The sequence below is a fragment of the Massilia suwonensis genome, from assembly GCF_042655665.1.
Classification (GTDB): Bacteria; Pseudomonadota; Gammaproteobacteria; order Burkholderiales; family Burkholderiaceae_D; genus Telluria; species Telluria suwonensis.
Window position 1 is genome coordinate 71,806 of sequence record NZ_JBHSMR010000011.1, and the last position, 26,456, is coordinate 98,261.

Consider the following 26,456-nt stretch of genomic DNA (forward strand, 5'->3'; position numbering starts at 1 on the left):
GCTTCCCGAAAACTTACCGGGCTCGTCCGCAAAAAAAACGCCGCGTCGAGCGCGGCGTTCTTGTCAGCAGATCGGCATTACAGCTTCTTGTTCAGCCGGCTATGCCGCACGCTGTACAGGAAGTAGGTGGCGATCGCCGCCGCCATCCAGATGAAGAACACGCGGAAGGTCGCATGCGGCAAGTCCTTCATGATGTAGAGGCAGGCCGCGATCGACAGGCCCGGCACCACGTAGGGGCCGAAGGGCACGCGGAAACCGTGTTCGGCGTCCGGTCCCTGCTTGGCGCGAATCACGGGCACAGCGATCGAGACGACAATAAATGCCGTCAGCGTGCCCATGCTGACCATGTCCCACAAGAAGGTCGAGTCGACCAGGCCGGCCACCAGGCCCACCACCAGGCAGACGATCAGGGTGTTACTGACCGGCGCACCGCTCTTCGGGTTCACTTTCTGGAAAGTCTTCGGGATCAGGCCGTCGCGGCTGATCGCGTACAGGATGCGCGTCTGGCCGTAGATCGTCACCAGGGTCACCGAGAACACGGACACCACCGCGCCCGCCGACAGCACCAGCGCCGGCCAGGCTTTACCGGTGACGTTCTGCAGGATCACCGACAGGCCGGCCTGCTGGCCCTCGAACATGTGGGCCGGCTGCGCGCCCATCGCGGCCAGCGCCACCAGCATATAAAAGGCGGTGACGATGACCAGCGCGGCCAGGATGCCGATCGGGACGTTGCGACGCGGATCCTTGACTTCTTCGCCGGCAGTGGCGATCGTGTCCAGGCCGATGAAGGAGAAGAACACGGTGCCGGCAGCGGCCGTGACGCCGGCCATGCCTGCGAAACCCTTGCTGTTGTCCAGATTGAAGAAGGGCGTGAAGTTATTGGCGTCGAAACCGGTAAAGGCGATCGCCGCGAAGAAAGCGAGGATCGCCAGTTTCACGACCACCATGATGGCGTTGGTCGTGGCCGACTCCTTGGTGCCGCGCACCAGCAGCACGCAGCACATGGCCACCAGCAGCACCGGCGGCAGGTTGAAGTTCCCCGAGTGGACCGTCAGGTTGCTGTGGTCCGAGACGAACATGGGCGAGCGCAGGGACGCCGGGATTTCCCAGCCAAACGCGTTCTGCAGGAAGTTATTTAAATAATCCGACCAGCCGATCGCCACCGCACTGCCGGCCAGGCCGTATTCGAGCAGGAGGCAGGCCGCGACGATGAAGGCGGCGAACTCGCCCACCGTGGCGTAGGCAAAGGAATACGAGGAGCCCGAGGCCGGCACGCGCCCGGCCAGTTCGGCGTAGCACAGGGCCGTCAAGCCGGCGGTGACTGCGGCGATCAGGAAGGACAGAATGACGGCGGGTCCCGCTTTCGGCACCGCTTCGACCATCGTGAAAAAGATGCCGGTGCCGACCGTGGCGCCGACGCCGATCATCGTCAGCGGAAACAGGCCCAGGGTACGGTTCAGGCCGCCGCCATGGACGGCCTGGCTGTCTTCGTGCGCGCGTTCAGCCGGTTTGGTGCGAATCAGCTTCTGGCCCAGTGTCAGGTTCACGGTAATCCTTTGTCACTCGATGGAGAAACGGCTGAGCACATGATGAGTACATAAGCCGCCAAAGCTCGCGATTATAGGGCCGTTCCGCTGTTGTTGAGAAAATAGTTTTTCTTAAAGATGCATTGGCCATACTTATTTTATAGGCTAGAATACGGTCGTTCTTTCCTGAAGACATCTTATGCGCCTGACCCGCTTTTCCGACATTGGTTTACGCGTGCTGATTTACCTCGAGCGCGCCGGCGAACGCCCGCATCCGGTGACGGTTGCCGAGATCGCCAAGCAGTTCGCGATCCCGCAAAACCACCTGGTGAAAGTGGTCGGCCACCTGGCGCGTGCCGGCTGGGTGCGCGCCCTGCGCGGCCGCAATGGCGGCTTGCGCCTGGCGGCCGATCCGCAGCTGCTGACGGTCGGCCAGGTGCTGCGCGAACTCGAAGGCGACGACGAACTCGTCGACTGCGAAGCGACGCGCTGCGCCCTCAGCCTCGATTGCCAGCTGCGCGGCATTCTGAAAGCCGGCATGCGCGCCTTCTATGCCGAGATGGACCGCTACACGCTGGCGCAAATCACGGCAGGCAGCACCGGCGAGCAAATCGTACGGATGCACAAGATGTTCTGGAGTGGCGCCGCCGCCGGCACGGCCTGACACCTGCCGGCACCGATACGCCCGTCCGCGGGCATTTTTTTGAACTTTAAAGTTGCATTTGAAATGCAAGAACTCAGGAATACACGATGATCTCTGCTGCTTCCCGTCCGTATATCGACGCCAGCGTCCCCGTCCTGCGCGAGCACGGCCTGACGATTACCCGCCTGTTCTACAAGAACATGCTGGCCGAACATCCGGAACTGACGCGCCTGTTCAACATGGGCAACCAGGCCAGCGGCGCGCAGCAGCAGTCGCTGGCGTCGGCCGTGTTCGCGTACGCCGCCAACATCGGCACGCCAGAGGCACTGGGACCGGTGGTGCAGCGCATCGTGCATAAACACGTCTCGATCGGCATCCGCGCCGAGCACTACCCGATCGTCGGCCGCCACCTGCTGGCCGCGATTGCGGAAACCCTGGGCGACGCGGCCACGCAGCCCCTGCTCGACGCCTGGGCCGAAGCCTACGGTTCGCTGGCCAATCTGCTGATTAGCGCCGAAGCCGGGATGTACAGCACCGCCGGCATCGAGCCGGGCGAGACACGTCCGATGCGCGTCACGGACGTCAAGCGCGAGAGCGCGAACGTGCTGTCGATCCGCTTTGTTCCGACCGATGACAAGCCGCTGCCGCCCTTTAAAGCCGGCCAGTACGTCAGCGTCGCCGTCGACCTGCCGGGCGGCCGTCACCAGTTGCGCCAGTACAGCCTGTCGGATGCGTCGGGCAAGGACAGCCTGCGCATTTCGGTCAAGCGCGAGGACGCGCTGGAAGCAGCGCCGGCCGGTGAAGTCTCGAACTGGATCCACGCGAACGTGAAGGAAGGCAGCGTGCTGCAGGTGACGCATCCGTTCGGCGAGTTCACGCCGGACACCGAATCGGAGGCGCCGATCGTGCTGCTGTCGGCCGGCGTCGGCATCACGCCGATGGTATCAAGCCTGAACCGCATCGCGCTGGTGCACCCGCAGCGCCGCGTCATCTTCGGCTACGCCGCGCGCGATGCGGCGCACCACCCGCTGCAGGACGACGTCGCCGCCGCCAGGGCCGTCATGCCGAACCTGCACGTCGCGACCTTTTATGAAGACATCGGCACTGCCGGCGACGGCGTCATGGCCGGCCGCATGGACATCGCCCGCCTGCCGGCCTGGGATCTCGACATGACGGAAGTGTGGCTGTGCGGTCCGCTGAAATTCATGCAGGCGCAGTGGCTGGCGCTGCTGAATGCCGGCGTGCCGGCGCCGCGCCTGCACCGCGAAGTGTTCGGGCCGGACCTGCTGGACCATTTGCTGTAAGCCCGGATCGGGTGCGCGTGACGCCGACGACGATCTGCCGGCTCACGTAGGGTGGGCGCTCCTGCAGTGAAGCCGCCATAGAGGCCATTGGCCTCTATGGCCCCACGCGGTACGTGTCTATCCTTGCACCGCCTACCGCAACACGTCGCTGGCGCGGTGTCACCGTGCCACGATCAAAAACGATTGAATCGAACGCGACTCGCGGATACTGTACGAGCGGTATTTGAGAGCGTATGGTGCAAGGACACGCCCGTACCGCGTGGGCACGGAGTGCCCACCCTACGCGCTTCCGGCCAATCACAACATTTGGACGTTGCGCCCGCTGGTATTGCGCTGGGTCGGCTGGCCATACACGCGGATCGGGCCGGAGCCGCTGGTCGACGCGAACACCGACTGGCGCACGGTGGCCGAGATGCCGCCCGAGCCGCTGCTGGTCAGGTCGCCCTGTTCGCTCGTCAGGTTGGCCAGGTCCGCGCTGCCCGAACCGCTCACGCGCACGTTCAGGCTGCGCACCGCGCCGCTGGTCTGGACCGTGCCCGAACCGCTGATCTGGATGCGCGCGTTATCGCCGCGCACCTGGCCGATCACCACCCCGCCCGAACCGCTGACGGTGACGTCGGCGCTGCGCGCACGCAGGTCGCCCGCTTCGATCTTGCCCGAACCCGAGACCCGGGCATCGAGTTCGGCGACATCGCCCGACAGGCGCGCCACGCCCGAGCCGCCCAGGCGCACCGCCAGCGGCTCGCCTTTGAGGTCGCGCACCGTCACATGGCCGGAGCCGCCGGAGTTCAGGTCCGTCAGGCGCGGCACCGTGTAGGTCACCTTCAAAGGCGTGGTGCTGCGCAGGCGGCGCTCGGTCTCGATGTGGAGAGTGGAACCGCGCGTCTCGGTCTTCACATAGGACAGCAGGTTGCTGTCCCCTTCCACCACCAGCGACGGCGCACCGCCGACGCGCACGTCGACGATCATCGAGCCGCCTACATTCAGCCCCGTCAGCGCCGCCACGGCGCGCGTATCGCGTGCAGCGACACCATTGCCGTCGACGGTCTGGCCGCTGAAGGGCGTGTGGACCTGGTAGTCGCGGCCGTTATCCGACGGGGTGGCGATGACGATGCAGCCGCTCAGGGTGGCGGCGCAGGCAAGGGCGATCAGGGTACGCATGGAGAACCTTTCCTTAGTGGTTGCCTTATCAATGCGTCCACTCTAGAGCGTGGCCCTCCTGCCGTCGCGCTTCCTGCGACGAACTGCATTTTTCACGGGTTGAACCGCGCCAGAGCGCTGCTCAGCGCTGGCCCAGGCGCGTCTCGCCGAACAGGGTTTTGTATTGACGCGGCTGCGAGCGCCAGTACTGCGGCGGCGCGGCCACCTGGGCGCCCAGCTCCGCCGCCGCATGCCAGGGCCAGCGCGGGTCGTACAGCATCGCGCGCGCCAGCGCCACCATGTCGGCCTGGCCCGACTGCAGGATGTGCTCGGCCTGCTGCGGCTCGGTGATCAGGCCGACGCCGATGGTCGGCAAGCTGGTCTCTCGCTTGATGCGTTCGGCAAAGGCGATCTGGTAGCCGGCGCCGACCGGGATCTTCTGCAGCGGCGACACCCCACCGCTGGACACGTGGATGAAGTGGCAGCCCAGCTTTTCCAGTTCCTGCGCGAAGCGGACACTTTGTTCCAGATCCCAGCCGCCCTCGACCCAGTCGGTGGCGGAGATGCGCATGCCGACGCACATCTCCGGCACCGCCGCGCGCACGGCGGCGCACACCTCCAGCGGGAAGCGCATGCGGTTTTCCAGCGAGCCGCCGTACTCGTCTTCGCGTTTGTTCGCCAGCGGCGACAGGAACTCGTGCAGCAGGTAGCCGTGGGCGCCGTGCAGTTCGATGGCATCGAGGCCGAGCTGTTGCGCGCGCAGGGCGGCGTCGACGAAGCCTTGCCTGATGCGTTTTAATCCCTCCTGGTCCAGCGCCAGCGGCACGCTCTCCCCTTGCGCATGCGGCACGGCGGAGGGAGCCACGGTTTGCCAGCCGCGCGGCTGGTCCGGGTGGATGTTGGCGCCGCCGTCCCACGGCGCTTCGCTGGAGGCCTTGCGGCCGGCGTGGGCCAGCTGGATGCCGATCTTGATGGGGGCATGGCGGCGCATCGCGGCGATCACGGGTTTTAATGCTTCCAGGTGCGCATCGGACCACAGGCCCAGGTCGCCGGGCGTGATGCGGCCCTCTTCCGTCACGGCGGTCGCTTCGATGATCAGGAGGGCGGCGCCGGACAGTGCCAGCTGGCCGAGGTGGATCATGTGCCAGTCGGTGGCCAGGCCATCAATGGCCGAGTATTGGCACATGGGGGCGATGGCGATGCGGTTACTTAGTTCCAGTGGCCCGAGTTTATAGGGGCTGAACAGCATGCTCATGGGGAGGGCTCCATTCTTGTTGAATGGGCAGTCTAACGCGGACAGAGAAATCGTGTAGGGTGGGCGCTCCGTGCCCACCAATCGCACGCGTTCCGTGTGCGCATCCATGGTGGGCACGGGGCGCCCGGTGAAACCGTGGGCGAGGCCATTGGCCTCGCCCACCCCTACGTAGATCGTGGAATAAAAAACGCCGCGAACTTCGCGGCGTTTCGATCAATTCACACGCACCACCATCAACCCGGCGCGCAACCCGACTCTCACATCGGGATTCGGAAACACCACCATCTCCTCCTCATGGAACACCGAATACACGGTCTCCCCATCGGTGGCGATGACCTCGCCCCGCTTGAGCGAAGCGAAATTCGGCGTCTCGCGGCTGAACCCCATCTGGAAGCCATCGGACAACTTGACGATCTCCTGCGCCACCTTGAACACATGCGGCGCGCTCTTCGCGGCTAGCTGCGACCCGCGCAGCAGCGCGTCCAATGCAGCCGAGGACTCGGCAAACTGGTCCATGTTGTTCTGGCCCAGCGTACCGACCCGCCCAAGCTCCACGGTGCTGCCCGCCGCGCGGTGATGCTCGGCCGAGTAGTAACTATACGTCCCGGCCGATTTCGGATTCATGACGATGGCGCCGATCGCCGCCTGTCCCAGCCAGTCGATCAGCATCGTCTTGCCTTCGTCCGCGATCAAATCAGGCACGATCGCGAACATCGGGTAGTGCGAGGCGCGGATCGCCGTGTGCAGGTCCAGGTGCCAGCGCACCGGGCCCGCACCCGCGAAGAAGGCGTCGGTGGCGGCGATCATGGCATCGGCACGCGTGCTTTCCGCCGTGCCGGCCAGCGATCCACGATCCGGCTTGAACATGCGGTTCAAGTCGGCATCGATGAAACGCTTGCCGGCGGCGATCGCCTCGACGTTCCCGACGCAGAGCATCAGGTCCACCGCCAAGGCCTGCGGCTCGCGCGACAGGGCTTCGATCACGTGCGCGACCATTTCGATTGGCCCGGTCTCGTCGCCATGCACGCCGACCGACAGCAGCACCGCCGGACGCGGTGCCGGCTGCACGCCCTTGACCGTCAGGATGCCCTTGGCAGGCGTCGCGACGACGAAGCCGGCATCGCTGAAACGCTGCGCGACCGTGCCGAAATCGGCCTCGGCCAGCGCGCGCACCGCGTCAGGCACCATGTGGGGCGAGGGCGCGCTCATCGCTCAGGCCGCCAGGCGTTCCGGATTCGAGCCTTCCGACAGCGACCAGACGTCCAGCATTGCCTGTTCGAGGTCGGTGGCCGGCGCGTAGCCGGTCAGGCCCATGTCCGAGGTGACGGCATCGACCGCCGCCAGCGCGTTGCCGCTGCTGCCGGCACGCTCGATCACCTGCAGCAGCAGGCGCTGCTGGGTGCGGCGCAGTGCCTGCATCGCGTAGTTGCGCAGCTGTTCCTGCGACTTGCTTTGTGGCGGCAGCTTCAGCCCGCGCTCCAGCGTGTCGATGCCGGCCTTCTCGCGCAGCGCCATGCCCACTTGCAGGAACTGGGCCAGCGACATGCCGGCTGGACGCTGCACCGACACTGCCGCGAACAGGAAGGTGGCCAGCGACTCGATCGTTTCGACCGACTTCCAGGCCTGCACGAAACCGGCGTTCAGACCAGCGTGACCGTCGGCCTCCGACTTGGCCGGCATCAGTTGGCGCAGCTGATCGTTATTCGCGAACAGTTGCGACAGTTCCTGCATGCCGTCCGTACCCTGCGGCAGCGACAGCACGCCTTCGATCACGGCGCGCAGCAGCGCACGGGTGCGCTGGTCGACGGCGACCGAGACGTCGCGCGGCACGCTCAGGGCATCGGCGTCGAGCGCGTCGAAGGTCGGCGCCAGGTTCAGCGCCGACCAGGCGCGGCCCCAGGCTTTGACGACTTCGGCTTCGTCGACGCGGTGCTCGGCGGCCAGGTCGCGGATCATCAGCGGACCGCAGCGGTTGACCGCTTCGTTCGCCAGCACGGTCGCCAGGATCGCGTTGGCCAGCGGGTGATCGAGCGGATCGCGGGTCGCGACCAGCTGCGCCGGGAAGTACGGACGCAGCACCGTTTCCGCCCATGGTTCGTCGGTCAGCGGCAGCGCGGCCAGGATGCGCTTGAAGCGGTTCTTGACGTTGGCGACGACGACGGCCAGTTCCGGTGCGGTCAGGCCGACGCCGAGCGCTTTACGGCGCTGAAGTTCGGTGTCCGTCGGCAGCTGTTCCAGCTCGCGCGAGACAGCGCCTTCCGATTCCAGGCTGGTGATCAGGGCAGCGTAGCTGTCGACCACGGAGCCGTTCTGCTGTGCCTGCACTTCGCGGGTCAGCAGGTGGGTCTGCTGCTCGTTGTCGCGCAGGACCAGTTTCTCGACGGCGCCGGTCATCTCGTTCAGGATGCGGTTACGGTCGGCTTCCGGCAGCTTGCCGGCGCTGACTTCGGTATCCAGCCAGATCTTGATGTTGACTTCATGGTCCGAGCAATCCACGCCGGCCGAGTTGTCGATCGCATCGGTGAAGATGCGGCCGCCGGCCAGTGCGAACTCGATACGGCCGGCCTGGGTCGCACCCAGGTTGCCGCCCTCGGCCACCACCTTGCAGCGCAGCTCATTGCCGTTGACGCGGATGCGGTCGTTGGCACGGTCTTTCACCTGCGCGTGGGTCTCGCTCGACGACTTGATGTAGGTGCCGATGCCGCCGTTGTAGAAGAGGTCGACCGGCGCCAGCAGAATGCGGTGCATCAGCTCTTCCGGTGCCAGCGCGGTTTCCTGGATGTCGAGCGCGGCGCGGATCTGCGGGCTCAATTCGATCGAACGGGCCGAGCGCGGGAACACGCCGCCGCCCGCCGAGATCAGGTCCTTGTTGTAGTCTTCCCACGACGAACGCGGCAGCGCGAACATGCGCTGGCGCTCGGCGAAGGAGACGGCGACGTCCGGCGTCGGATCGAGGAAGATGTGGCGGTGGTCGAACGCGGCCAGCACTTTCAGTTGGCGCGACAGCAGCACGCCGTTGCCGAACACGTCGCCCGACATGTCGCCCACGCCGACCATGGTGATCGGGGTCGTGCTCATGTCATGGCCGATTTCGTAGAAGTGACGCTTGACGGCTTCGAAGGCGCCCTTCGCTGTGATGCCCATCTTCTTGTGGTCGTAGCCGTTCGAACCGCCCGATGCGAAGGCGTCGCCCAGCCAGAAGCCGCGCTGGACGGCGATGCTGTTGGCGATGTCGGAGAAGGTCGCGGTGCCCTTGTCGGCGGCGACCACCAGGTACGGGTCGTCCTGGTCGTAGCGCACGGTGTTTTCCGGTGCGACGATGGTGCCGCGCACGCGGTTGTCGGTCACTTCCAGCAGGCTGGAAATGAACAGGCGGTAGACGCTTTCACCTTCTTGCGCGATGGTCTCGCGCACGGCGTCCTTCGGCATCTGCTTGCAGACGAAGCCACCCTTCGAGCCGGCCGGCACGATGACGGCATTCTTGACCATCTGCGCCTTCACCAGGCCCAGCACCTCGGTGCGGTAGTCTTCCATGCGGTCCGACCAGCGCAGGCCGCCGCGGGCGACCGGGCCGCCGCGCAGGTGCACGCCCTCAAAACGGCGCGAGAACACGTAGATCTCGCGGTACGGACGCGGTTCCGGCGCCAGCGACAGGTTGCTGGTGTCGAACTTGAAGATGATCTTCTCGCCGTCGTTCTGGAAGTAGTTGGTGCGGACCGTCGCCAGCGCCAGCTCGACCAGGGCAGCCATGATTTCCTCGGTGTCGGCGTGGTTCACGCTCGACAGGCCGGCCTTCAGCGACACCAGTTTCGCGGTGCCGGCTTCGCGCTCGGCGTTTGATGCGGCCGGGTTGAAGCGCTGCAGGAAGGCGGTGACGAATTCCTTCACCAGGGCCGGCTGCGCGCGCAGCGTCTCGGCCATGTAGCGCACCGAGAACTTCGAGCCGAGCTGACGCCAGTAGCTGATGTAGCCGCGGACCAGCTGCACTTCGCGCACCGACAGGCCGCCTTCGATGGTCAGACCGTTCAGGCGGCCGTCTTCGGCTTCGTTGTTGAACAGGGCGGTGAACAGCTCTTCGGCGACGGGGGCGATGCCGGCTTTCACCAGCTTGTCGCCGCTTTCGTCGTCGACCGCCAGCGCGGTCACGTGGTGGCGCACGCCGTCGGTGGTCGTGATCGACCAGGTCTGCTCGCGGTCGACCGCGATGCCGGCGTTTTGCAGGGCCGGCAGGATGCGCGACAGCGACGGCACGTTCTCGCCCGAGTACAGGCGGATCGAGGCGTCGTGGGCTTCGTTGCCGGCGCCGCTGCCAGGTTCGATACGCACGGCGACGCGGTCTTGCTGGCCGAGGCCCAGCATCGCCTGCAGGTCGCGGAAGGCGACGTCCGGGGCGGTGGCGGTCACGAACGAGACCGGCAGGTTGGTGCCGAGTTTGCGCAGGCTGCTGCGCTGGGCGTGGTCTTCGACGCCGTTGGTCATGGTGGCGAAGCGGTCATGCCAGCCGTCCAGCACCGCCAGCAGCGGCTGCTGGATGTCGGTTTCGAGGTCGAGCGGATAACGCGCGCCATGGGCGATCAAGTAGACGCGGGCCAGCGGACCGTCGGCGACCAGGGTGAAGGAACGCACGTCGTGCGCGCCCGAGCTTTCCTTCAGGGCTTGCGCCAGGCTGGCGGCAACCGCGGCGCTGTAGCGCTCGCGCGGCAGGTAGACCAGCGCGTTCAGGTGGCGGCCATATACGTCGCGGCGCGCGAAGACTTTCGGGCGCGGCTGCTTGTACAGCGAGACGACCGAACCGCAGACTTGCGCCAGCCATTCCGGATCGGCTTCGACGGTTTCGGTACGCGGCAGCGATTCCAGGATCTCGAGGAATTTCTCGGCACGGAAGCCCTCTTGACGCACGCCGGCCAGGCTCAGGACCTTGGCCACGCGGCCACGCGCGAACGGCAGGCGCGCCAGCGGGGTCGAGGTGGCGGCGCGGGTGAACAGGCCGACGAAGCAGTGCTCGCCGAGGATGTTGCCTTGCGCGTCGGTGTTGCGCACGCCGATGAAGTCGAGCGGCTGGTCGCGGTGCAGGGTGCCTTCGACGTCGGCCTTGACGATCGACAGTGTCTCGGCGCGGGCGGACAGGGTCGCCAGTTCGCCCGGGATGTTGGCCAGGCAGGTGCCGTAGACCGGGTGCGCGGTGTCTTTCAGGACGCCGATGCGGCTCGGGATGTCGCGCACCAGCTGCGGCTGGCCCGGCTGCACTTCGTAGTAGGCGTAGCCGAAAGGCTCGAAGCCTTCGTTCTTGGCCCACTCGAGGAAGGCGGCCACTTCCTGGCCGGCCGGGGTGCCGTGGGCGGCAGCGGCGGCCGCCACTTCGGTCATGCGGTCGCCCATCGCCAGCGCGTCGCGGTGCACGACGGCGGCGTCGTTGGCGACCATGCGGATGCGCGCGGTCAGCTTGTCGAGTTCTTCGAAGGCCAGTTCGTCGTTCAGCAGCACGAGTACATAGGATTCGAGCGGCGCGCCGGCGGTGCCGACGCTGGTGACGACGCCGTTCGCGTCACGTTGGACCGGCAGCACGGCGTTCATCACGCCGGTGGCGGTGACGCGTTCCTTGCGCAGGGCCATGACGAAGGAGTCGACCAGGTAAGGCATGTCGTCGTTGAGGATCAGCAGCGCCGTCGCCATGCCGCCGCGGGTATCGGTGTAACGCAGCTGGGTGATCTGGCAGCCCTGCGAAGTACGCTTCGCGGCCTGCGTGAAGCCGTCCCACAGGACGGGGGCCAGCGCTTGCGGCGCGGTGCCGGCCAGGTCTTCCTCATCGAGCGATCCAAGCCAGGCGCTGATCAGGGCGCGCACATTGTCGGTGGCGCCGGCGGCGGGCTGGCTGCTCACCAGGTTGAGGGTCTGCGTACGCAAATCGTGCGACATGTCGTTCATTGTTGCTTCTCCAAAGCTAATGTTGTCGCCCGTGCGCGCTGCGGCTTGTGGCTTTGCGTGCACCGGCGTTTTATTGGACAGGGTTGTCCCGTCCAGGTCCTGGGCTTCCTTGTTCCAGAAGCGTGTAACTCGTTTTGGTCGGAACAGCGCGTTGTGCGCCGGGTCCGGTTCTTTGCTGCTGTATTTGCTCTTTAACGCCGTACCGCGTGGGCACGGAGTGCCCACCCTACGGTATGCCGCTTTGGTAGGGTGGGCACTCCGTGCCCACGCCGCCTCACGGTCCGCTCACCGGCGAATTAACTCAAATCGTACAAACCCGGCAAACCAAGGATGCCCTGCAAGGCCTCCAGCGCCGCATAGCACTCGATTGCCAGCTGCGGATCCGCCAGATCCTTCGGCTCCACGTGATCCCGGTAATGCTTCTCGACCCAGCTCACCAGCTGCGTGTACAGCGTTTCCGTCATGATCACGCCGCCATGCATCGCCGCCGCCTGATCATCCGTCAGCGCCACGCGCAAACGCAGGCAGGCAGGCCCGCCGCCATTGCGCATGCTCTGGCGCAGGTCGAATTCCAGCAGCTCGTCGATCGGCCCGCCACTCGACACCAGCCCGGCCAGGTAATTCGCGACCGCCGCGTTCTCGCGGCACTCATGCGGCACCAGCAGCGCCATCTTGCCGTCCTGCTTGGTCAACAGCTGGCTGTTGAACAGGTAGCTGGCGACAGCGTCCGCCACCGGGACCATGCCGCCGGCGACACGCACTGGAATAAAATCGGCGCCGACGCCGGCCACCGAACGGCGCAGCGCATCGATGGTCGCCGCTTCGTCGGCAAACGCTTCCTCATGGTAGAACAGCACATTCCCGTTGCCGACCGCGATGACGTCGTTGTGGAACACGCCCTGGTCGATCACGTCCGGGTTCTGCGCCGCGAACACGGTGCGCGCCGGATCGAGGCCGTGCAGGCGCGCAACCGCCTGTGAGGCTTCCAGGGTCTGGCGCGCCGGGTATTTTTTCGGGAACGGCGCCGACGGATCGAACTCGACGCGGCCGTACACGAAGAACTCGACACCGGCCGCGCCATGGTTCGCCGCGAAACGGGTGTGGTTCGCCGCGCCCTCGTCGCCGAAGGCCGGCGTGGCCGGCAGCGGATCGTGCACAACGAAGTGGTCGTGGTCGCCGAAGATCGCGCGCAGCGTGCGCGTGGCCTGTACGTGCTCTTCCGAGCGGTGCAGCTTGTTGTTCAGGTTGGCGGCGGTGAAGTGCACGCGGCCGTCGCGGGTATCGGCCGAGGGGCTGACGGTGGCCGCGTTGGCGGTCCACATCGGCGCGGCCGACCAGGCGCAGGACAGGATCACCGGCGCGTCGCGCCAGGCTTGCGCCAGCACGTCGGCGTCGGTCCCCGAGAAGCCGAGGCTGCGCAGCAGGCGGAAGTTCGGACGCGCCTGCGGCGGCATCACGGCCTGCGCAAAGCCGCGCGCGGCCAGATCCCGCATCTTGGCCAGGCCCTGCAGCGCGGCCAGCTTCGGGTTCGAGGCGCTGCGCACATTGCTGAACGAAGCGACGTTGCCGAACGAGAGGCCGGCATAGTTGTGCGAGGGGCCGACGAGGCCGTCGAAGTTATATTCGCGAGCGTTACGCATAAATTAAAACACCAGTCCCGGCGACAGCTTGGCCGGCAGTTCAAGTTCGGAGGTCTCGATCGAGGCGACCGGGTAAGCGCAGTAATCGGCAGCATAATACGCGCTTGGGCGATGATTGCCCGATTTGCCGACGCCACCGAACGGCGCCGAGCTGGCCGCGCCCGTGGTCGGACGGTTCCAGTTGACGATGCCGGCGCGCGCCTTGATCGCGAAGCGCTTCCACAGCTCTTCGGATGGCGACAGCAGCGCGGCAGCCAGGCCGAACTCGGTGGCGTTTGCCGCCTTCACCGCCGCATCGAAATCCTTGACGCGGATGATCTGCAGCAGCGGGCCGAACCACTCTTCGTCCGGAATCCCTTTCGCATCGGTCACGTCGACGATGCCGGCCGTGACGAAGCCGGCGTTCGGATCGAGCTGGCGCATCTGCAGCAGCACTTTTCCACCTTTTGCTTCCATCTCGGCCTGTGCCTGCACCAGCCGCTTGGCCACGGCGCTCGACACCACCGGACCCATGAACGGCTGCGGCTCGGCCTTCGATGCGCCGACCTGCAGTTTGGCCGCCACTTCCACCAGGCGCTCGACGAAGGCCTGTCCTGCCGGGGAGTCCTGCACGATCAGGCGGCGCGCGCAGGTGCAGCGCTGGCCGGCCGAAACAAAGGCCGACATCACGGCGTGGTGCACGGCGGCGTCGACGTTCTCGACATCCCACACCACCAGCGGGTTGTTGCCGCCCATTTCCAGTGCCAGCATCTTGCCAGGCTGGCCGCCGAACTGTTTATGCAGGGCGGCGCCGGTCTGGCTGCTGCCGGTGAACAGCACGCCGTCGATCAGCGAATTCTGGCCGAGGGCGATGCCGGTGTCGCGGCCGCCGTTCACCAGGTTCAGCACGCCCTTCGGCAGGCCGGCCTGCTCCCACAGCTGCACGGTTTTCACGGCGGTGCGCGGCGCGTACTCGCTCGGCTTGAAGACGACGGTGTTCCCGGCGATCAGGGCCGGCACGATGTGGCCGTTCGGCAGGTGGCCCGGGAAGTTATACGGACCATAGACGGCGAACACGCCGTGCGGACGGTGGCGCAGCACGGCATTGCCGTCGGCGACCTTGGCATTCGTCTCGCCGGTGCGGGCGCCGTAGGACTGGACCGAGATGTCGATTTTATTGGCCATGGTCGCGACTTCCGTACGCGCTTCCCACAGCGGCTTGCCGACTTCTTCTGCGATGATGCCCGCCAGCTCTTCCGCGTGTTCCTTCAGCAGGTCACGGAAACGGGTCGCAATGGCGATGCGTTCTTCTAGCGGATGCAGTGCCCATTCCTCGAAGGCGTCGCGCGCGGCTTCGGCGGCGCGGGCCACGTCCTCTGCGGTGGACTCGTTGCTGGTCCAGGTCTGGCGGCCATTCGACGGGTCGATCGTGACCAGTTCCGCGCCGCTGCCGGCGAGCCACTCGCCGTTAATAAAATTCGACAGGTTAGCCATTGTTCTTCCTTACGTTGAGTGTCAGCGTGCGCACCGGGTCGCCCGCCTGGACGTGCAGCAGCGCCAGTTCCTGCGTCGAGAGGCAGACCTCAAGCCCCTCGATCGTGGTCTGCGCCAGCACCATGCGGAAATCGTCGAGCTTCGTGTTCGAGACCAGCAGGCATTCGGTCTCGCCTTCCGGACGGCCTTCGCGCGACACGCGCAGCACGCTGTCGCGCACCGAGCGCAGTTCTTTTACCCGTCCCTGCAGCACCGGACCGGCGTCGAAGATGTCGACATAGCCCTCGTAGTGCATGCCCTCCTGCTCCAGCAGCTTACGGGCCGGCAGGGTCGAGCGGTGCACCTGGCCGATGACTTCGCGCGCCGACTCCGGCAGGTAGTCGACGTACAAGGGCTGCCGCGGCATCAGTTCGGCGATGAAGGACTTCTTGCCCATCGCGGTGAGGCCGTCGACGTGGTTGAAATCCATCTTGAAGAAGTGGCGTCCCAGGCCCTCGTAGAAGGGGCTGGTGCCGTCTTCCAGCAGGTAGCCGCGCATCTCGGCGATGATTTTTTCCGTGAACAGTTGCTGGAACTGGGCGATGAACAGGAAACGGCTTTTCGAGAGCCACTTGCCGTTGTAGCCGACCCGGTAATCCGGCTGCAGGAACAGCGAGCACAGTTCGGTCGCACCGGTGAGATCGTTCGACAGGTACAGGGTCTCCATGCGCGTAAACACGTTCAGTTCGCGGCTGGAGTGCACCAGGGTGCCGATGCGGTAGTTGTAGAACGGCTCGTTCAGCCCGACGGCGGCCTTGATGGCGCAGACGCCGGCCAGCTTGCCGGTGTCGGTATCCTCGAGCACGAACATATAGTCGCGTTCTTCGGGCGGGATCGTTTCCTGGAACGAGGCCACGGCGCAGGCGACGCGGTCGCCCAGCATTTGCCGGTCCGGTTTCAGGGTGGTCATGCCGCCGCCGACCTCGCGCGCCATGTCGATCAGCGGGTCGAGGTCCGAGGCAGCAATGGAACGGATGACTAGCATGGTGCTTTCCTCAGATTCGGACGCAAATGACGCTGTCGCCCGGCGCCACGCCCAGCGCCTGCTGTGCCGCCGCGGGCAGGCACAGGGCGTCGGAGGTGTCGCACGGCGGGCAGGACACGGTGATGGCGCGGAAGCGCTCGGCGTTGGTCGCCACCGCGTAGGTGACGAGGTTCTCCGCACTTCCCCGCGACGCGTTCTCCACGCGGCGCTTCTGCGAGGCGCAGAACGAACGCAAGGAGAGCTTGTGCGCCGCCAGGATTGGACCGCCGTCGAAGATGTCGACATATTCGTCCGCTTCGAAGCCCTCTTCCGTCAGCAGCTTGAAAGCCAGCTGGCCGCTCGGGTGGATCTGGCCCATCGCCGCCTGGGCGTCGCCCGGCAGCAGCGGCACGTAGACCGGATAGTGCGGCATCAGCTCGACGATCAGGGTGCGATTTCTCGCGCCGCCGATGACGCGCTCGGCGTCGAGGAAATCCATCTTGAAGAATTTGCGGCCGAGCGCATTCCAGAACGGCGACTGGCCGTCCGAATCGGTGACGCCGGCCAGCGGCACGAAGAAGCGGTCGCCGAAGCGGTGCGGCGCCAGCACCGCGAACAGCAGGCGCGCGCGCGACAGCAGCGCGGCTTCGATGCCGGCGTGTTCGCGGTCGCGCAAGTGAAAACCGGCCAGCTGCGAGCAGGCCGTCAGTTCGGAGCAGAGCGTCAGCGCATGCACGCTGTGCGAGATGTTCAGGTCGCGCGAGACTTGCTGGATCACGTCGTTGCGGAACGCGAAGTAGGTGCCGTTCGAGCCGGCCGAGGCGTGCACGGCGGCCGTGCCGACGACTTCGCCGCTGGCCGAATCTTCCAGCACGAACAGGTAGGACTCCTCGCTCGGGATATCGACTTGCGCCGCGAACGAAGCGATCGAGCGCTCGACGAAGGCGGCGATGGTCTCGGGCGTGCGCGGCAGCGTGTGCACGCCGCCCTCAAGCACGGCCGCCAGGCGCACCAGCGCGTCGACATCCGCAAGTTCTACCGGACGGACAACATACATAGGGTCTCCCTTATTGGGGTCACTGCGGGGGCATTACGAACGAATCCCGGCCGCGCTCTGCAGCGACAAGCCGGGACGGCAGTTCAAGCGCTGGCGTTCAAGCGGCGGCGAGGAACTCATCGACCGCGGCGCGCAGGATGCGATCCGCTTCCGCGATCTGCGCATCCGACACGATCAGCGCCGGCGCCATGCGGATCACGTCCGGGCCGGCGATCAGCAGCATCAGGCCCATCTTCTCGGCTATCTTGGTGACGTCCTTGGCGCGGCCTTTAAAACCTTCGGCCAGCGGGAGACCGATCAGCAGACCCATGCCGCGTGCCTTGCCGAACAGCTGTGGGTAATCGGCGCTCAGCTTCTCGAGATTCGCGAAGATCTTGGCGCTGGCTTCCTTGACGCGCGCCAGGAAGGCCGGCTGGTTGATCATCTCGACCACGTTCAGCGCGACGGTCGCAGCCAGCGGGTTGCCGCCGTAGGTGGTGCCGTGCGAGCCGACGTTGAAGTGCTGGGCGATCTCGTTCGTCGTCAGCATGGCGCCGATCGGATAGCCGTTGCCCAGGGCCTTGGCGCTGGTGAGGATGTCCGGAATGACCGGGGTGTCCATGTACGCGTAGAAGGCGCCGGTACGGCCCACGCCCGACTGCACTTCGTCGAAGATCAGCAGCGCGCCGGTCTTGTCGCAGAACTCGCGCAGCGCTTCCAGATAGTCGTGGTTACCCGGGATGACGCCGCCCTCGCCCTGGATCGGCTCGACGATCACGGCGGCCACGTCATCGAGGATGGCGGCGCGCGCCGCTTCGATGTCGTTGTACGGAATGTGATTGATTTCCTGCGGCAGCGGCTCGAAGCCTTCGGTGTACTTCGGCTGGCCGCCGACCGAGACGGTGAACAGCGTGCGGCCGTGGAAGGACGACAGGCAGGAAATGATGCGCGACTTGTGTGGACCGAACTTGGTGTGCGCGTACTTGCGGGCCAATTTGAGGGCCGCTTCGTTCGCTTCCGCGCCCGAGTTGCAGAAGAAGGCGCGGTCGGCGAAGGTCGCCTCGACCAGTGCCGAGGCCAGGCGCAGCACCGGCTCGTTGGTGTAGCCGTTACCGAGGTGCCAGAGGGTGTTGATCTGCTTGGTCAGCGCATCGACCAGCACCGGGTTGGCGTGGCCGAGGCTGGAGACGGCGATGCCCGAGGTGAAGTCGAGGTAGTGCTTGTCTTCCTGGTCCCACACGTCCAGGCCCGAAGCGCGCACCGGCACCATCGCGGCGGGAGCGTAGGTCGGAACGAGGACTTCGTCGAAGGTCTGCCGAGTGACAGGCCGCGTTGTGACACCCGAATCAAGCTTTGCATTCATGACTTTTTCCTCATCCTATGTAGTGACAGGCGCGCCGGGACGCGGGCGCCGAGTCTGGGCATTATACGGAGGGAGGGCTGGCGGGTTCTTGCAGAAGTGCGACGGGGATTTTCATTTTTGGCAGGGAATGAAGGGGCGCTGGCTACCTCAACAAAGTAAAATGGCCCAGTGCCAGGCTTGTCCGCACCGCTGACGAAAAAAGGAGCAGGCTATGACGAAAATTGCAGTTTCGACAATCGGCTTCACCAACAAGTCAGCAGAAACTTTTTTCAAACTCTTGCGCACAGCAAACGTGCGCACCATGCTCGACGTCCGCTTGAATAACACGTCGCAACTCGCGGGTTTCGCCAAAAAGACCGACCTGAAATTTTTTCTCTCTGAACTGCTTGGGGCGCAGTACATCGAATTACCTGACCTGGCGCCAGAAGGAGCAATGCTCAAGCGTTACCGGGCGAAAGAGATGACGTGGGACGCCTATGCACAGTTCTATATCGACCTGCTGGAGCGGCGCCGCGTGGAAGATCACCTGGACATGTCCCTGTTCGAGGGAGGGTGCCTGCTCTGTAGCGAGGACAAGCCGCACCACTGCCATCGGCGGCTTGCAACCGAGTATCTCAATGCCAGATGGGGTGGCAAGCTCAATGTCTCTCATCTTTTTTAACGTGCAGGAGTCACAGACGGTTCAACATTGCGCAGCGTGACCAGCGCCCGGTATTCCGTATCGTCTAGCACGAACTGGAGCCGGGCCTGCGGCGGATAACTGGTCTTGATCAGCATAGCCGACGCCATTTTTGCATCGAATGCGGTGCGCACCCAGCCGGACAGTGCCTGTGGCTGCCGATATGGTGCTTCCCGCAGGATCTCGCTAATCGCGCGGAAATGGGTGGGATTGTCGCGCTGAACACGCTCGAGTGCTCCGGGCGTGTCGAGGTTAACCTGATGGGCAGCGCTAAAATCGGCGTGGGCGGAAAAGGCGACGCTGGCGAGCAGCGCGGCCACAACGGTTCTCATGGCGCACCTCCCTTTTTGCATACAGCCAGTCTACTCCCGGCGTCGGCCTTTGCGATTAGGAGCCAATGCGCGACGCATTCGCCGCCCGCTCCCGCAACAATGACCGATCCCGCGTCAACACCCCCAGCTGCTCCGGCGAAAACACCGTCATCTGCGTCTGGAACGCCAGCCCGATCCCCGCCTTCTCCAGCCGCTCGTAAATCGTCAACAGCAGCTCCTCGCGGATGACGACATTGACCTCGAAGTCGCTCACGTCGATATACGCAAACACTTCGATATTGAACGAACGCTCGGCGATCCGTCCCAGGCGGGCGCGGAAGCCTTCGGCGATCTTGTCGTGCTCGGCCAGCACCCCGTGCACGATGCCGAGCGCCTCGCGCAGCTTGGCCGAGGGCACCTGGTAGTCGATGGCAATCACGGGATTGAACAGGAAGCGGTCACGCGCAGCGAAATTTTCGATCTGGCGCGCCGACAAATCGCCGTTTGGAATCGTCACCAGCGTGCGTTCGAGGGTGCGGATGCGGGTCGAGCGGATGCCGACGTCCTCCACGGTCCCAACCAGGTCGCCGACCTTGATGAAGTCGCCTACCTGCGCGGGGCGGTCGGCAATCACGGTCACGCTGCCCACCAGATTTTCCACGGTTTTCTGGGCGCCGAGGGCCAGGGCGATACCGCCGATACCGAGGGCGGCGATGCCGGTGGTGACGTCGATGCCGAAGGTGTCGAGGATGCCGATGCCGGAGAACAGCAGCAACAGCACCTTGACCGTGCGCCGCAGCAGGGTGATCACGGAGACGACCTGGCGCCGCTGGCGGCGCTGCATGCGGGCGATCGCCAGCTGGGAGACGGCATCGACCATGCGCAGGCCGAACCAGACAAAGGCGATCACGGAGACGATGCCGGTGTAGCGCAGCAGGGTCTGGCGCGCGACGATGGCGACCGGGAGCCGTTCGGCCCAGGTGAAGAACACGAAGCCGGCGATGAGCAGGCTGAATGGCGGCAAAGCCGCCTCGAAGAAGCGGTACAGGCCGCTTGCAGGGTCGGCGACCACGCGCCGCATGGCGGCCACCAGCAGCGCGGCCACGATCCACAGGCCGCCGAAGATCATCACGCCCAGCCCGATCAGCATGCCCCAGTCCTTGAGCGGGGCGCCGGCGACGATCAGCTCGTCCTGCGTGGCCGCCTGCGGCGCGCGCTGGGCCGCCGCTGCGATCTGGCTGACGGTGTCGCGCGAGATTTTCCATACTTGCACGCCGTCTTCTTCGGCGCGGCTCAGCAGCACCGGGACTTTCTTGCCGCCGATGGTGACCTGGCCGACGCGCTCCTGTTCGACCGGCAGTTCGTCGTCGATGCGGCCGACGGCGTCGTTCGAGACGGCGGCATAAGGTTCGAGCGAGCCGCCGTTATCGAGCAGCGCCTGGAAATTGCGGGCCTGGGTGGCGGCGTTGATGCGCTGGCGGTTGCTGTTCAGGGGCGAATCGAAGTACTGGGCGGCGCGGTCGTAGTCGTGCTCGGCCAGGGCGGCGATCAGGCCGGAGATCATCGAGCGCGGCGTCTCGCGCTTGAGGGGATCGGGCAGCACGACGGGCTGAGGAGGCGCGGACGCCTGCGCCCCGGGCAGCAGGCTGGCGCGGGCCGGCGAGGCCAAGGCAAGCAAGATCAGAAGCACGAATGTGAAAGGAGAAAACCGCATGCTCAAAAAACTCCTTGAAGCTGGAAATGGGGATAGCGGGCGCAGCCTGCGGGCGTGGGCCGGGTGGCGCTGCCGGCGAAAACCGGAACGCGGGATACGGGTGAGGCACGCGGCACATGTGCGCGCCCTCAGCCGGCATTGGATGTCAGACGGCTACAAGTCTAGCACCGGACGCGACAGGCGCCCACACGCTTACTCGGCCAGTTTGCGCTGCCGCTCTTCGCGCGGCGTGTTGCCGAACAAGGCGCCAAAGGCCGTCGAAAAGTGCGACCCCGACGAAAATCCGCACATCAGCCCCACCTGTACGATCGAATAATTCGTATCGAGCAGCAACTGCCGCGCCCGGTTCAAACGCAGCTCGAGGTAATAACGCGATGGCAAGCTGCCGAGGTACTGTTTGAACAGTCTTTCGAGCTGCCGGCGAGAGACACCGGCCAGCTGGGCAATCTCATCGGTCGACAGCGGCTCCTCGATATTCGCTTCCATCAAGGTCACCGCTTCCGTCAGCTTCGGCTGCAAGGTCCCGAAGCGCGCCTGCAAGGCCACCCGTTGCCGCTCCTCCTTGCCGCGTACCCGATCCACGCACAGCAACTCTTTCACAGGCGCCTGCACGTTGGAGCCGAAAATGATGTCGATCAGCGTCAGCGCAAAATCGACGGAGGCAGCGCCCCCACAGCAAGTCAGCCGATTCCCATCGATCTCATACAGGTGCGGCGTAAAAATCGCCTGATCCGCCCGGCTATCCGCATCGGCATACAGCGACCACGGAAACGCGGTACGTACGCCATTCAAGGCCCCGGCTTCCGCCAGCCACAATACCCCTGCCCCGACGCCGCCCCAGAAAGGCGCAGCACGGCAGCGCTCGACCAGCGCGCGGAAGTTGGCAGGCTTTAATCCAGACTGGGCTTCGTCGGCGGCAAGCAAGACCAGGTGCCAATGACGCTGGGCGTCGCTTGTAAACTTGTCCGGGCTGCGCACGTCGACGTGCAGGCGCTCGGGACCGAGGATCTTGGCGGCCTGACGTAGGGGTTGCACCAGGCCCGACCACGTAAGCGCGTCCGGTTCGCCGGCGTTGACCAGCAGGATGCGCAGCGGCCGTTCCTGCGCCAGGACGGACAGTTCAGCTTGCGGCATCGGGACGGGTTGACAGCGTCATCACTCGGGGGCCAGCGCGGCGGCGGGCCGGCGTTCGGAATTCCATTGGCTGACTATCATACCGGAGATCAACAGCAAGCCGCCGAGCCAGCCCCGCGCCGTCATCGCTTCTCCCAGCCAGAAGTAGCCGAAGAAGGCGGCGGCGGCCGGCTCGAAGGCGTAGACGACGGCCGCCTCGTTGGCCGTCGTGCGCGACTGGCCCCAGGTCTGCAGCGAGATGATGGCGGCGGTGGCGATCACGCCGAGGTAGGCGAAGTTCCACACGTGCTGGCCGATGGCGCTCACCACGCCGCCGATCCGGGCGCCGCGCTCTGCTGCATCGGCCGGCACCTCGCGCGCCAGCAGCCACACCATCGCGCACAGGGCGACGATGCCGATCTGGGCAGCGGTGACGCTGAGCAGTCGGGTGGCGCTGCGGGTCCGCACTTCCATCACCTTGATATAGACGCCGAAGCACAGCGCGCTCATCAGGGCGAGCGAATCGCCGAGGCCCCAGGCGCCGCCGTCCCAGCACAGGGCGGCCAAGCCGGCGATCGACATGATCAAGGCCAGCACGATGCGCCGCTCGGGCAGGCGTCCGGCCAGCACGCCGAGCAGGGGCACGACCAGCACGTTGAGGCCACAAATAAAGGCGTTGCGGTTGGAACTGGTGAGCGCCAGGCCCTCGACCTGGAACACGAAGCAGAAGAACAGCAGGCCGCCGAGAATCGCGCCCGATTTGACGTCGGCCAGTTTCGCGCGCCACAGGAAGGGCGACAGCAGTAAGGCCGCCAAGGCGAAGCGCACCAGAATGATCCACACCGCCGAGAAATGGCCCGTCAAATCTTTCATGGCGGGGAAAGTCGTGCCCCAGACCAGGGTGACGAGCAGCAAGGCGAGGATGCCGTGGAGGTGACGGGTCATTCTTGAAAAAGCGGCAAAAGCGTCTATGGTACGCGCCTCTTCCATAAAACGCGAACCGCGGCCGCCTATGCTTGCTGACAGGCGCGCCCCTCGCCCCTGGACAGCTATAATTCCAGGTCATGGGGGAACGATATCTAAAAAGCGTCCGCTTGCTGGCCGAATGCCTGCAAGGTTTCGAGCGGTATTCGGGCGAGACGGTGCGGCAGTACGGTTTGACGCACGCGCAATTCGACATCATCGCGACACTCGGCAATACCGACGGGATGAGTTACAAGGAACTCGGCGAGCGCACCCTGATTACCAAGGGCACGCTGACCGGCGTCATCGAGCGCCTGGAACAGAAGGGCATCGTACTGCGCGAACGCAGCAGCGACGACAAGCGCTCCTTCCATGTGCGCCTGACCGATGCGGGCGATGCCGTGTTCCGGGAGGTGTTCCCGAAAGTGGTTGCCCATGGCAAGCAGTTGTTTGCGGAGTACAGCGAGGCCGAATTCGACGAAATGGATGGCGCCCTGAAAAAGCTGCGCGAGCGCATTGGCAATGCCGGGCGCCCATCCCCCTTATCTCTACAACAAAAGGAAGAATCTTGAAAACCACCCTGCTCGAGGGCAAAAAGCCCGCCCATTTCGACAAGCATATCATCGGCAATATCTTGCTCGACGTGGCTACCGAGGACGAAGTCCGCCAGCACAAGATGCTGATCGGCGTGCGCAACGAAGCCGGCGAAATCTATCGCCTGATCGGCGCTGCGAAATTGAACAACTTCATGAATGCCGTCGAAGAGTTGATCGACCTCGGCCTGGTGGACGAGCTGCAGGACACCGAAGAGCTGAAAGAAGGCTGCGACGCGATTTTTAGTGAAGAGTAAGCACCGGAGCGAGTGGAAAAATCGCCATGGCTGCGTTGCATCGTCTCGCCGTACCACTGTACTGTCTTCGCCGATGCGCCTTGCCCTGACGATCTTTCCACTCGCTCCACGTTGTAAAAGTGCCCCAAGGCAAACTTTGCCTGGGGTGAGTCTGTCCGTTACAGGTATAATTTTTCGATGGACAGACTCGACGCCCTCAAGAGTATCGCGGCACAGGCCATTCGCGGCGAACTCAGCTTTCCGACGAATGTCGACGCCACGCTCAGGCTGCAGCAAGCCCTGAACGATCCCGACTGCCACGCCGATGCGGCGGCCCGCCTGGTCCAGGCCGAGCCCTTGCTGGCGGCGCGCACCGTGGCGATTGCCAACTCCGTTACCTATAACCGCTCCGGCAACGACGTGACCAACGTGCGTGCGGCGGTCCAGCGCGTGGGCTTCCGCACGCTGGGCGCGCTGGCGGCCAGCGTCATCGTGCGCCAGCTGAGCAGCGAAATCACCGAACCCGACCTGCGCGCCCGCGCCGACGCCCTGTGGCGCCACTCGGCCCACGTGGCCGCGCTGGCCCAGGTAATCGCGCGCCGCGTTTCCTTCGTCGACCCGGAAACGGCGATGTTTGCCGGCATCGTGCACGAAGTCGGCGGCTTCTACATGCTGTCGCAGGCGCATCTGTACCCTGGCCTGCTCGATGGCGATGCCGACGAGTGGCTCGAACATGGCGAAGTGGCCGTCGGCCGCGGCGTCCTGCTGCGCCTGGGCGTGCCGGCGCCGGTAATGGGCGCGATCGAGGCCATGTGGAACGGCATGCGCGCGCTGCCGCCGGAAACCCTGGGCGACACCTTGTTGCTGGCGAACGACCTGTCGCCGGTGCCTTCTCCCCTGCTCGAGCGTCCGGGTGCGACCACGGTGCAGGCGGCCGCCACCATCGACTTCGCCGTCGGCGACGGCACGCTCGCGCGCATCATGGAAGAGTCGGCGCACGAGGTGCAGAGCCTGACCTCGGCGCTGCTGTAAGGTACGCATCGTTCCCGCGTGGGCACGGGGTGCCCACGCGGAACGATCCCAAAAAAAATGCCCGCTCAGGGAGCGGGCAAAGTCCAAAACTAGGGATGTCCTGAAAGAGACGAGTCCATAATAGTTCCCGGTTCCCGCATACTCTGTGCGCCACTTCACACTTGTGACATCTTTCTCTGCCGTTGTCACAATTTCCATTCAGGGCAAAAAAAACCCGCTCCGAGGGGGAGCGGGTGAAGTCCAAAACTAGGGATGTCCTGAAAGAGACGGTTCCACTATAAGGTTCCGCTATCTGTCCCCTCTGTGCGATAACTCACACATGAGACTGAAATCTCATAATCCAGCAGTTTCTTTGTGCAAATCGATATGCGGAACGGGTCATTGCACGACAAAACCGGCTCTTGAATGAAAAATGCCGCCTGATTGACTGTCAGGCGGCATTTTTTTAATCGGGGCATCCGAAGATGCCTGACTCGATCAGACGACGGCGCCGTCCGTTTCGTCCTTTTCCTTGACCGGCTTGATCAGGTCTTCGCGCTTGACGCCGAACCACATGGCCAGCGCGGCGGCGACGAACACCGACGAGTAGATACCGAAGCAGATACCGATCGTCAGGGCCATCGCGAAGTAGTGCAGCGACGGGCCGCCGAAGAACAGCATCGACAGCACCATCATCTGGGTCGAGGCGTGGGTGATGATGGTCCGCGAGATGGTGCTGGTGATCGCGTGGTCGATGACCTCGGTCACGCTCATCTTGCGCTGCTTGCGGAAGGTTTCGCGGATCCGGTCGAAGATGACGACCGATTCGTTGACCGAGTAGCCGAGCACGGCCAGGACGGCCGCCAGCACCGTCAGCGAGAACTCCCACTGGAAGAAGGCGAAGAAGCCGAGAATGATGACGACGTCGTGCAGGTTCGCCAGGATCGCGGCGACGGCGAATTTCCATTCGAAGCGCACGGCCAGGTAGATCACGACGCCGACCACGACCATGATCAGGGCGTGCAGGCCGCTCTCGGCCAGCTCGTCGCCGACCTGCGGGCCGACGAAGTCGACGCGCTGCAGGGTCACGACCTCAGCGCCGGCCGCGTTGGCGCAGCTGGTGCGTTCCACCGGCTGGCCCTTTTCCGTCACCGTCACCTGTTTCGGGGTGCCGCCTTCGGAAGCGCAGACCGCCTTGAAGGCTTCCGACGACACCGTCGAACCGGCGGCGGTCTTGACCGGCGGCAGGCGCAGCATGATGTCCTGGGCGGTGCCAAAGCTGGCCACTTCCGGCGCTTCATGGCCGATCGAACGCAGCGTGGCGCGGATCTTTTCCTGGTCAGCCGCATGCGGATAACGCAGTTCCATCACGGTGCCGCCGGTGAACTCGACCGAGAAGTGCAGGCCCTTGGTCACCAGGAAGAACACCGCGGCAACAAAAGTCAGCGCCGAGATCACGTTGAAAATCAACGCGTGGCGCATGAACGGGATGTCCCGCTTGATCTTGAAAAATTCCATGACGATTCCT

General features: G+C 65.0%; 21 protein-coding genes. 6 read left to right on the forward strand and 15 right to left on the reverse strand.

Annotated elements, in window-relative coordinates; genetic code table 11:
- Window positions 1–77: 77 nt before the first annotated feature.
- A complete protein-coding gene (locus ACFPQ5_RS06905) occupies window positions 78–1,547 on the reverse strand; it encodes an APC family permease (protein ID WP_379752674.1) in 1,470 nt (489 codons plus the stop codon).
- A 178-nt stretch (window positions 1,548–1,725) separates the two neighbouring features.
- On the opposite strand from ACFPQ5_RS06905, the gene ACFPQ5_RS06910 reads away from it, so the two are divergent.
- Both ACFPQ5_RS06910 and ACFPQ5_RS06915 read left to right on the forward strand, forming a co-directional pair.
- Window positions 1,726–2,190: an RrF2 family transcriptional regulator gene (locus tag ACFPQ5_RS06910; RefSeq protein ID WP_379752676.1), complete on the forward strand. Its 465-nt coding sequence runs from the start codon at window positions 1,726–1,728 to the stop codon at window positions 2,188–2,190.
- Window positions 2,191–2,276: 86 nt separating this feature from the next.
- Complete coding sequence (locus tag ACFPQ5_RS06915; protein ID WP_379752678.1) at window positions 2,277–3,473, forward strand: globin domain-containing protein; 1,197 nt, start codon at window positions 2,277–2,279, stop codon at window positions 3,471–3,473.
- A gap of 297 nt (window positions 3,474–3,770) precedes the next feature.
- On the opposite strand, the gene ACFPQ5_RS06920 is transcribed toward ACFPQ5_RS06915, so the two are convergent.
- The 9 genes from ACFPQ5_RS06920 to astC all read right to left on the reverse strand — a co-directional run bounded on the left by ACFPQ5_RS06920 (window position 3,771) and on the right by astC (window position 18,308).
- Window positions 3,771–4,634: a head GIN domain-containing protein gene (locus ACFPQ5_RS06920; protein ID WP_379752680.1), complete on the reverse strand. Its 864-nt coding sequence runs from the start codon at window positions 4,632–4,634 to the stop codon at window positions 3,771–3,773.
- A gap of 121 nt (window positions 4,635–4,755) precedes the next feature.
- Entirely contained in the window at window positions 4,756–5,868 is a 1,113-nt protein-coding gene (locus ACFPQ5_RS06925) for an NADH:flavin oxidoreductase/NADH oxidase (protein ID WP_379752682.1), read from the reverse strand.
- Window positions 5,869–6,081: 213 nt separating this feature from the next.
- A complete protein-coding gene (locus ACFPQ5_RS06930) occupies window positions 6,082–7,077 on the reverse strand; it encodes a succinylglutamate desuccinylase (RefSeq protein ID WP_379752684.1) in 996 nt (331 codons plus the stop codon).
- 3 nt (window positions 7,078–7,080) lie between these two features.
- A complete protein-coding gene (locus ACFPQ5_RS06935) occupies window positions 7,081–11,793 on the reverse strand; it encodes an NAD-glutamate dehydrogenase domain-containing protein (protein WP_379752686.1) in 4,713 nt (1,570 codons plus the stop codon).
- Window positions 11,794–12,089: 296 nt separating this feature from the next.
- A complete protein-coding gene (astB, locus tag ACFPQ5_RS06940; protein WP_379752688.1) occupies window positions 12,090–13,433 on the reverse strand; it encodes an N-succinylarginine dihydrolase in 1,344 nt (447 codons plus the stop codon).
- A 3-nt stretch (window positions 13,434–13,436) separates the two neighbouring features.
- Complete coding sequence (gene astD, locus ACFPQ5_RS06945; RefSeq protein WP_379752690.1) at window positions 13,437–14,906, reverse strand: succinylglutamate-semialdehyde dehydrogenase; 1,470 nt, start codon at window positions 14,904–14,906, stop codon at window positions 13,437–13,439.
- Window positions 14,899–15,930, reverse strand: coding sequence for an arginine N-succinyltransferase (gene astA / locus ACFPQ5_RS06950; protein ID WP_379752692.1), 1,032 nt, complete (start codon window positions 15,928–15,930; stop codon window positions 14,899–14,901). Before astA ends, astD begins: the two co-directional genes overlap by 8 nt.
- Window positions 15,931–15,940: 10 nt before the next feature.
- A complete protein-coding gene (locus ACFPQ5_RS06955) occupies window positions 15,941–16,966 on the reverse strand; it encodes an arginine N-succinyltransferase (RefSeq protein ID WP_379752694.1) in 1,026 nt (341 codons plus the stop codon).
- A gap of 97 nt (window positions 16,967–17,063) precedes the next feature.
- On the reverse strand, window positions 17,064–18,308 hold the full coding sequence (astC, locus tag ACFPQ5_RS06960; RefSeq protein WP_379752696.1) for an acetylornithine/succinylornithine family transaminase: 1,245 nt from the start codon (window positions 18,306–18,308) through the stop codon (window positions 17,064–17,066).
- 211 nt (window positions 18,309–18,519) lie between these two features.
- On the opposite strand from astC, the gene ACFPQ5_RS06965 reads away from it, so the two are divergent.
- Entirely contained in the window at window positions 18,520–18,969 is a 450-nt protein-coding gene (locus ACFPQ5_RS06965; protein WP_379752698.1) for a DUF488 domain-containing protein, read from the forward strand.
- Here the strand turns inward: ACFPQ5_RS06965 and ACFPQ5_RS06970 are convergent.
- From ACFPQ5_RS06970 to ACFPQ5_RS06985, 4 genes are all read right to left on the reverse strand, one after another.
- Complete coding sequence (locus tag ACFPQ5_RS06970) at window positions 18,966–19,319, reverse strand: hypothetical protein (RefSeq protein ID WP_379752700.1); 354 nt, start codon at window positions 19,317–19,319, stop codon at window positions 18,966–18,968. The two genes, ACFPQ5_RS06965 and ACFPQ5_RS06970, sit on opposite strands and share 4 nt — an antisense overlap.
- Before the next feature lie 55 nt (window positions 19,320–19,374).
- The gene (locus tag ACFPQ5_RS06975) at window positions 19,375–21,012 is read right to left on the reverse strand and encodes a mechanosensitive ion channel family protein (RefSeq protein WP_379752702.1); all 1,638 of its coding nucleotides are present in this window, start codon (window positions 21,010–21,012) and stop codon (window positions 19,375–19,377) included.
- A 192-nt stretch (window positions 21,013–21,204) separates the two neighbouring features.
- Complete coding sequence (locus tag ACFPQ5_RS06980) at window positions 21,205–22,146, reverse strand: GlxA family transcriptional regulator (protein ID WP_379752704.1); 942 nt, start codon at window positions 22,144–22,146, stop codon at window positions 21,205–21,207.
- Window positions 22,147–22,167: 21 nt separating this feature from the next.
- Window positions 22,168–23,070 carry a DMT family transporter gene (locus ACFPQ5_RS06985; RefSeq protein ID WP_379752706.1) on the reverse strand — a complete coding sequence of 301 codons (903 nt, stop codon included), beginning with the start codon at window positions 23,068–23,070 and terminating at the stop codon, window positions 22,168–22,170.
- Window positions 23,071–23,189: 119 nt separating this feature from the next.
- Here ACFPQ5_RS06985 and ACFPQ5_RS06990 point away from each other — a divergent pair, with 119 nt between their 5' ends.
- From ACFPQ5_RS06990 to ACFPQ5_RS07000, 3 genes are all read left to right on the forward strand, one after another.
- Complete coding sequence (locus ACFPQ5_RS06990; protein ID WP_379752708.1) at window positions 23,190–23,660, forward strand: MarR family winged helix-turn-helix transcriptional regulator; 471 nt, start codon at window positions 23,190–23,192, stop codon at window positions 23,658–23,660.
- A complete protein-coding gene (locus ACFPQ5_RS06995; protein WP_379752710.1) occupies window positions 23,657–23,938 on the forward strand; it encodes a hypothetical protein in 282 nt (93 codons plus the stop codon). The genes ACFPQ5_RS06990 and ACFPQ5_RS06995 overlap by 4 nt, the downstream gene beginning before the upstream one ends.
- A 177-nt stretch (window positions 23,939–24,115) precedes the next feature.
- Window positions 24,116–24,949 (forward strand): HDOD domain-containing protein, encoded by an 834-nt coding sequence (locus tag ACFPQ5_RS07000; protein WP_379752712.1) that lies wholly within the window; start codon window positions 24,116–24,118, stop codon window positions 24,947–24,949.
- Between the two features lie 477 nt (window positions 24,950–25,426).
- On the opposite strand, the gene secF is transcribed toward ACFPQ5_RS07000, so the two are convergent.
- On the reverse strand, window positions 25,427–26,446 hold the full coding sequence (gene secF, locus ACFPQ5_RS07005) for a protein translocase subunit SecF (RefSeq protein WP_379752714.1): 1,020 nt from the start codon (window positions 26,444–26,446) through the stop codon (window positions 25,427–25,429).
- Between the last annotated feature and the right edge of the window lie 10 nt (window positions 26,447–26,456).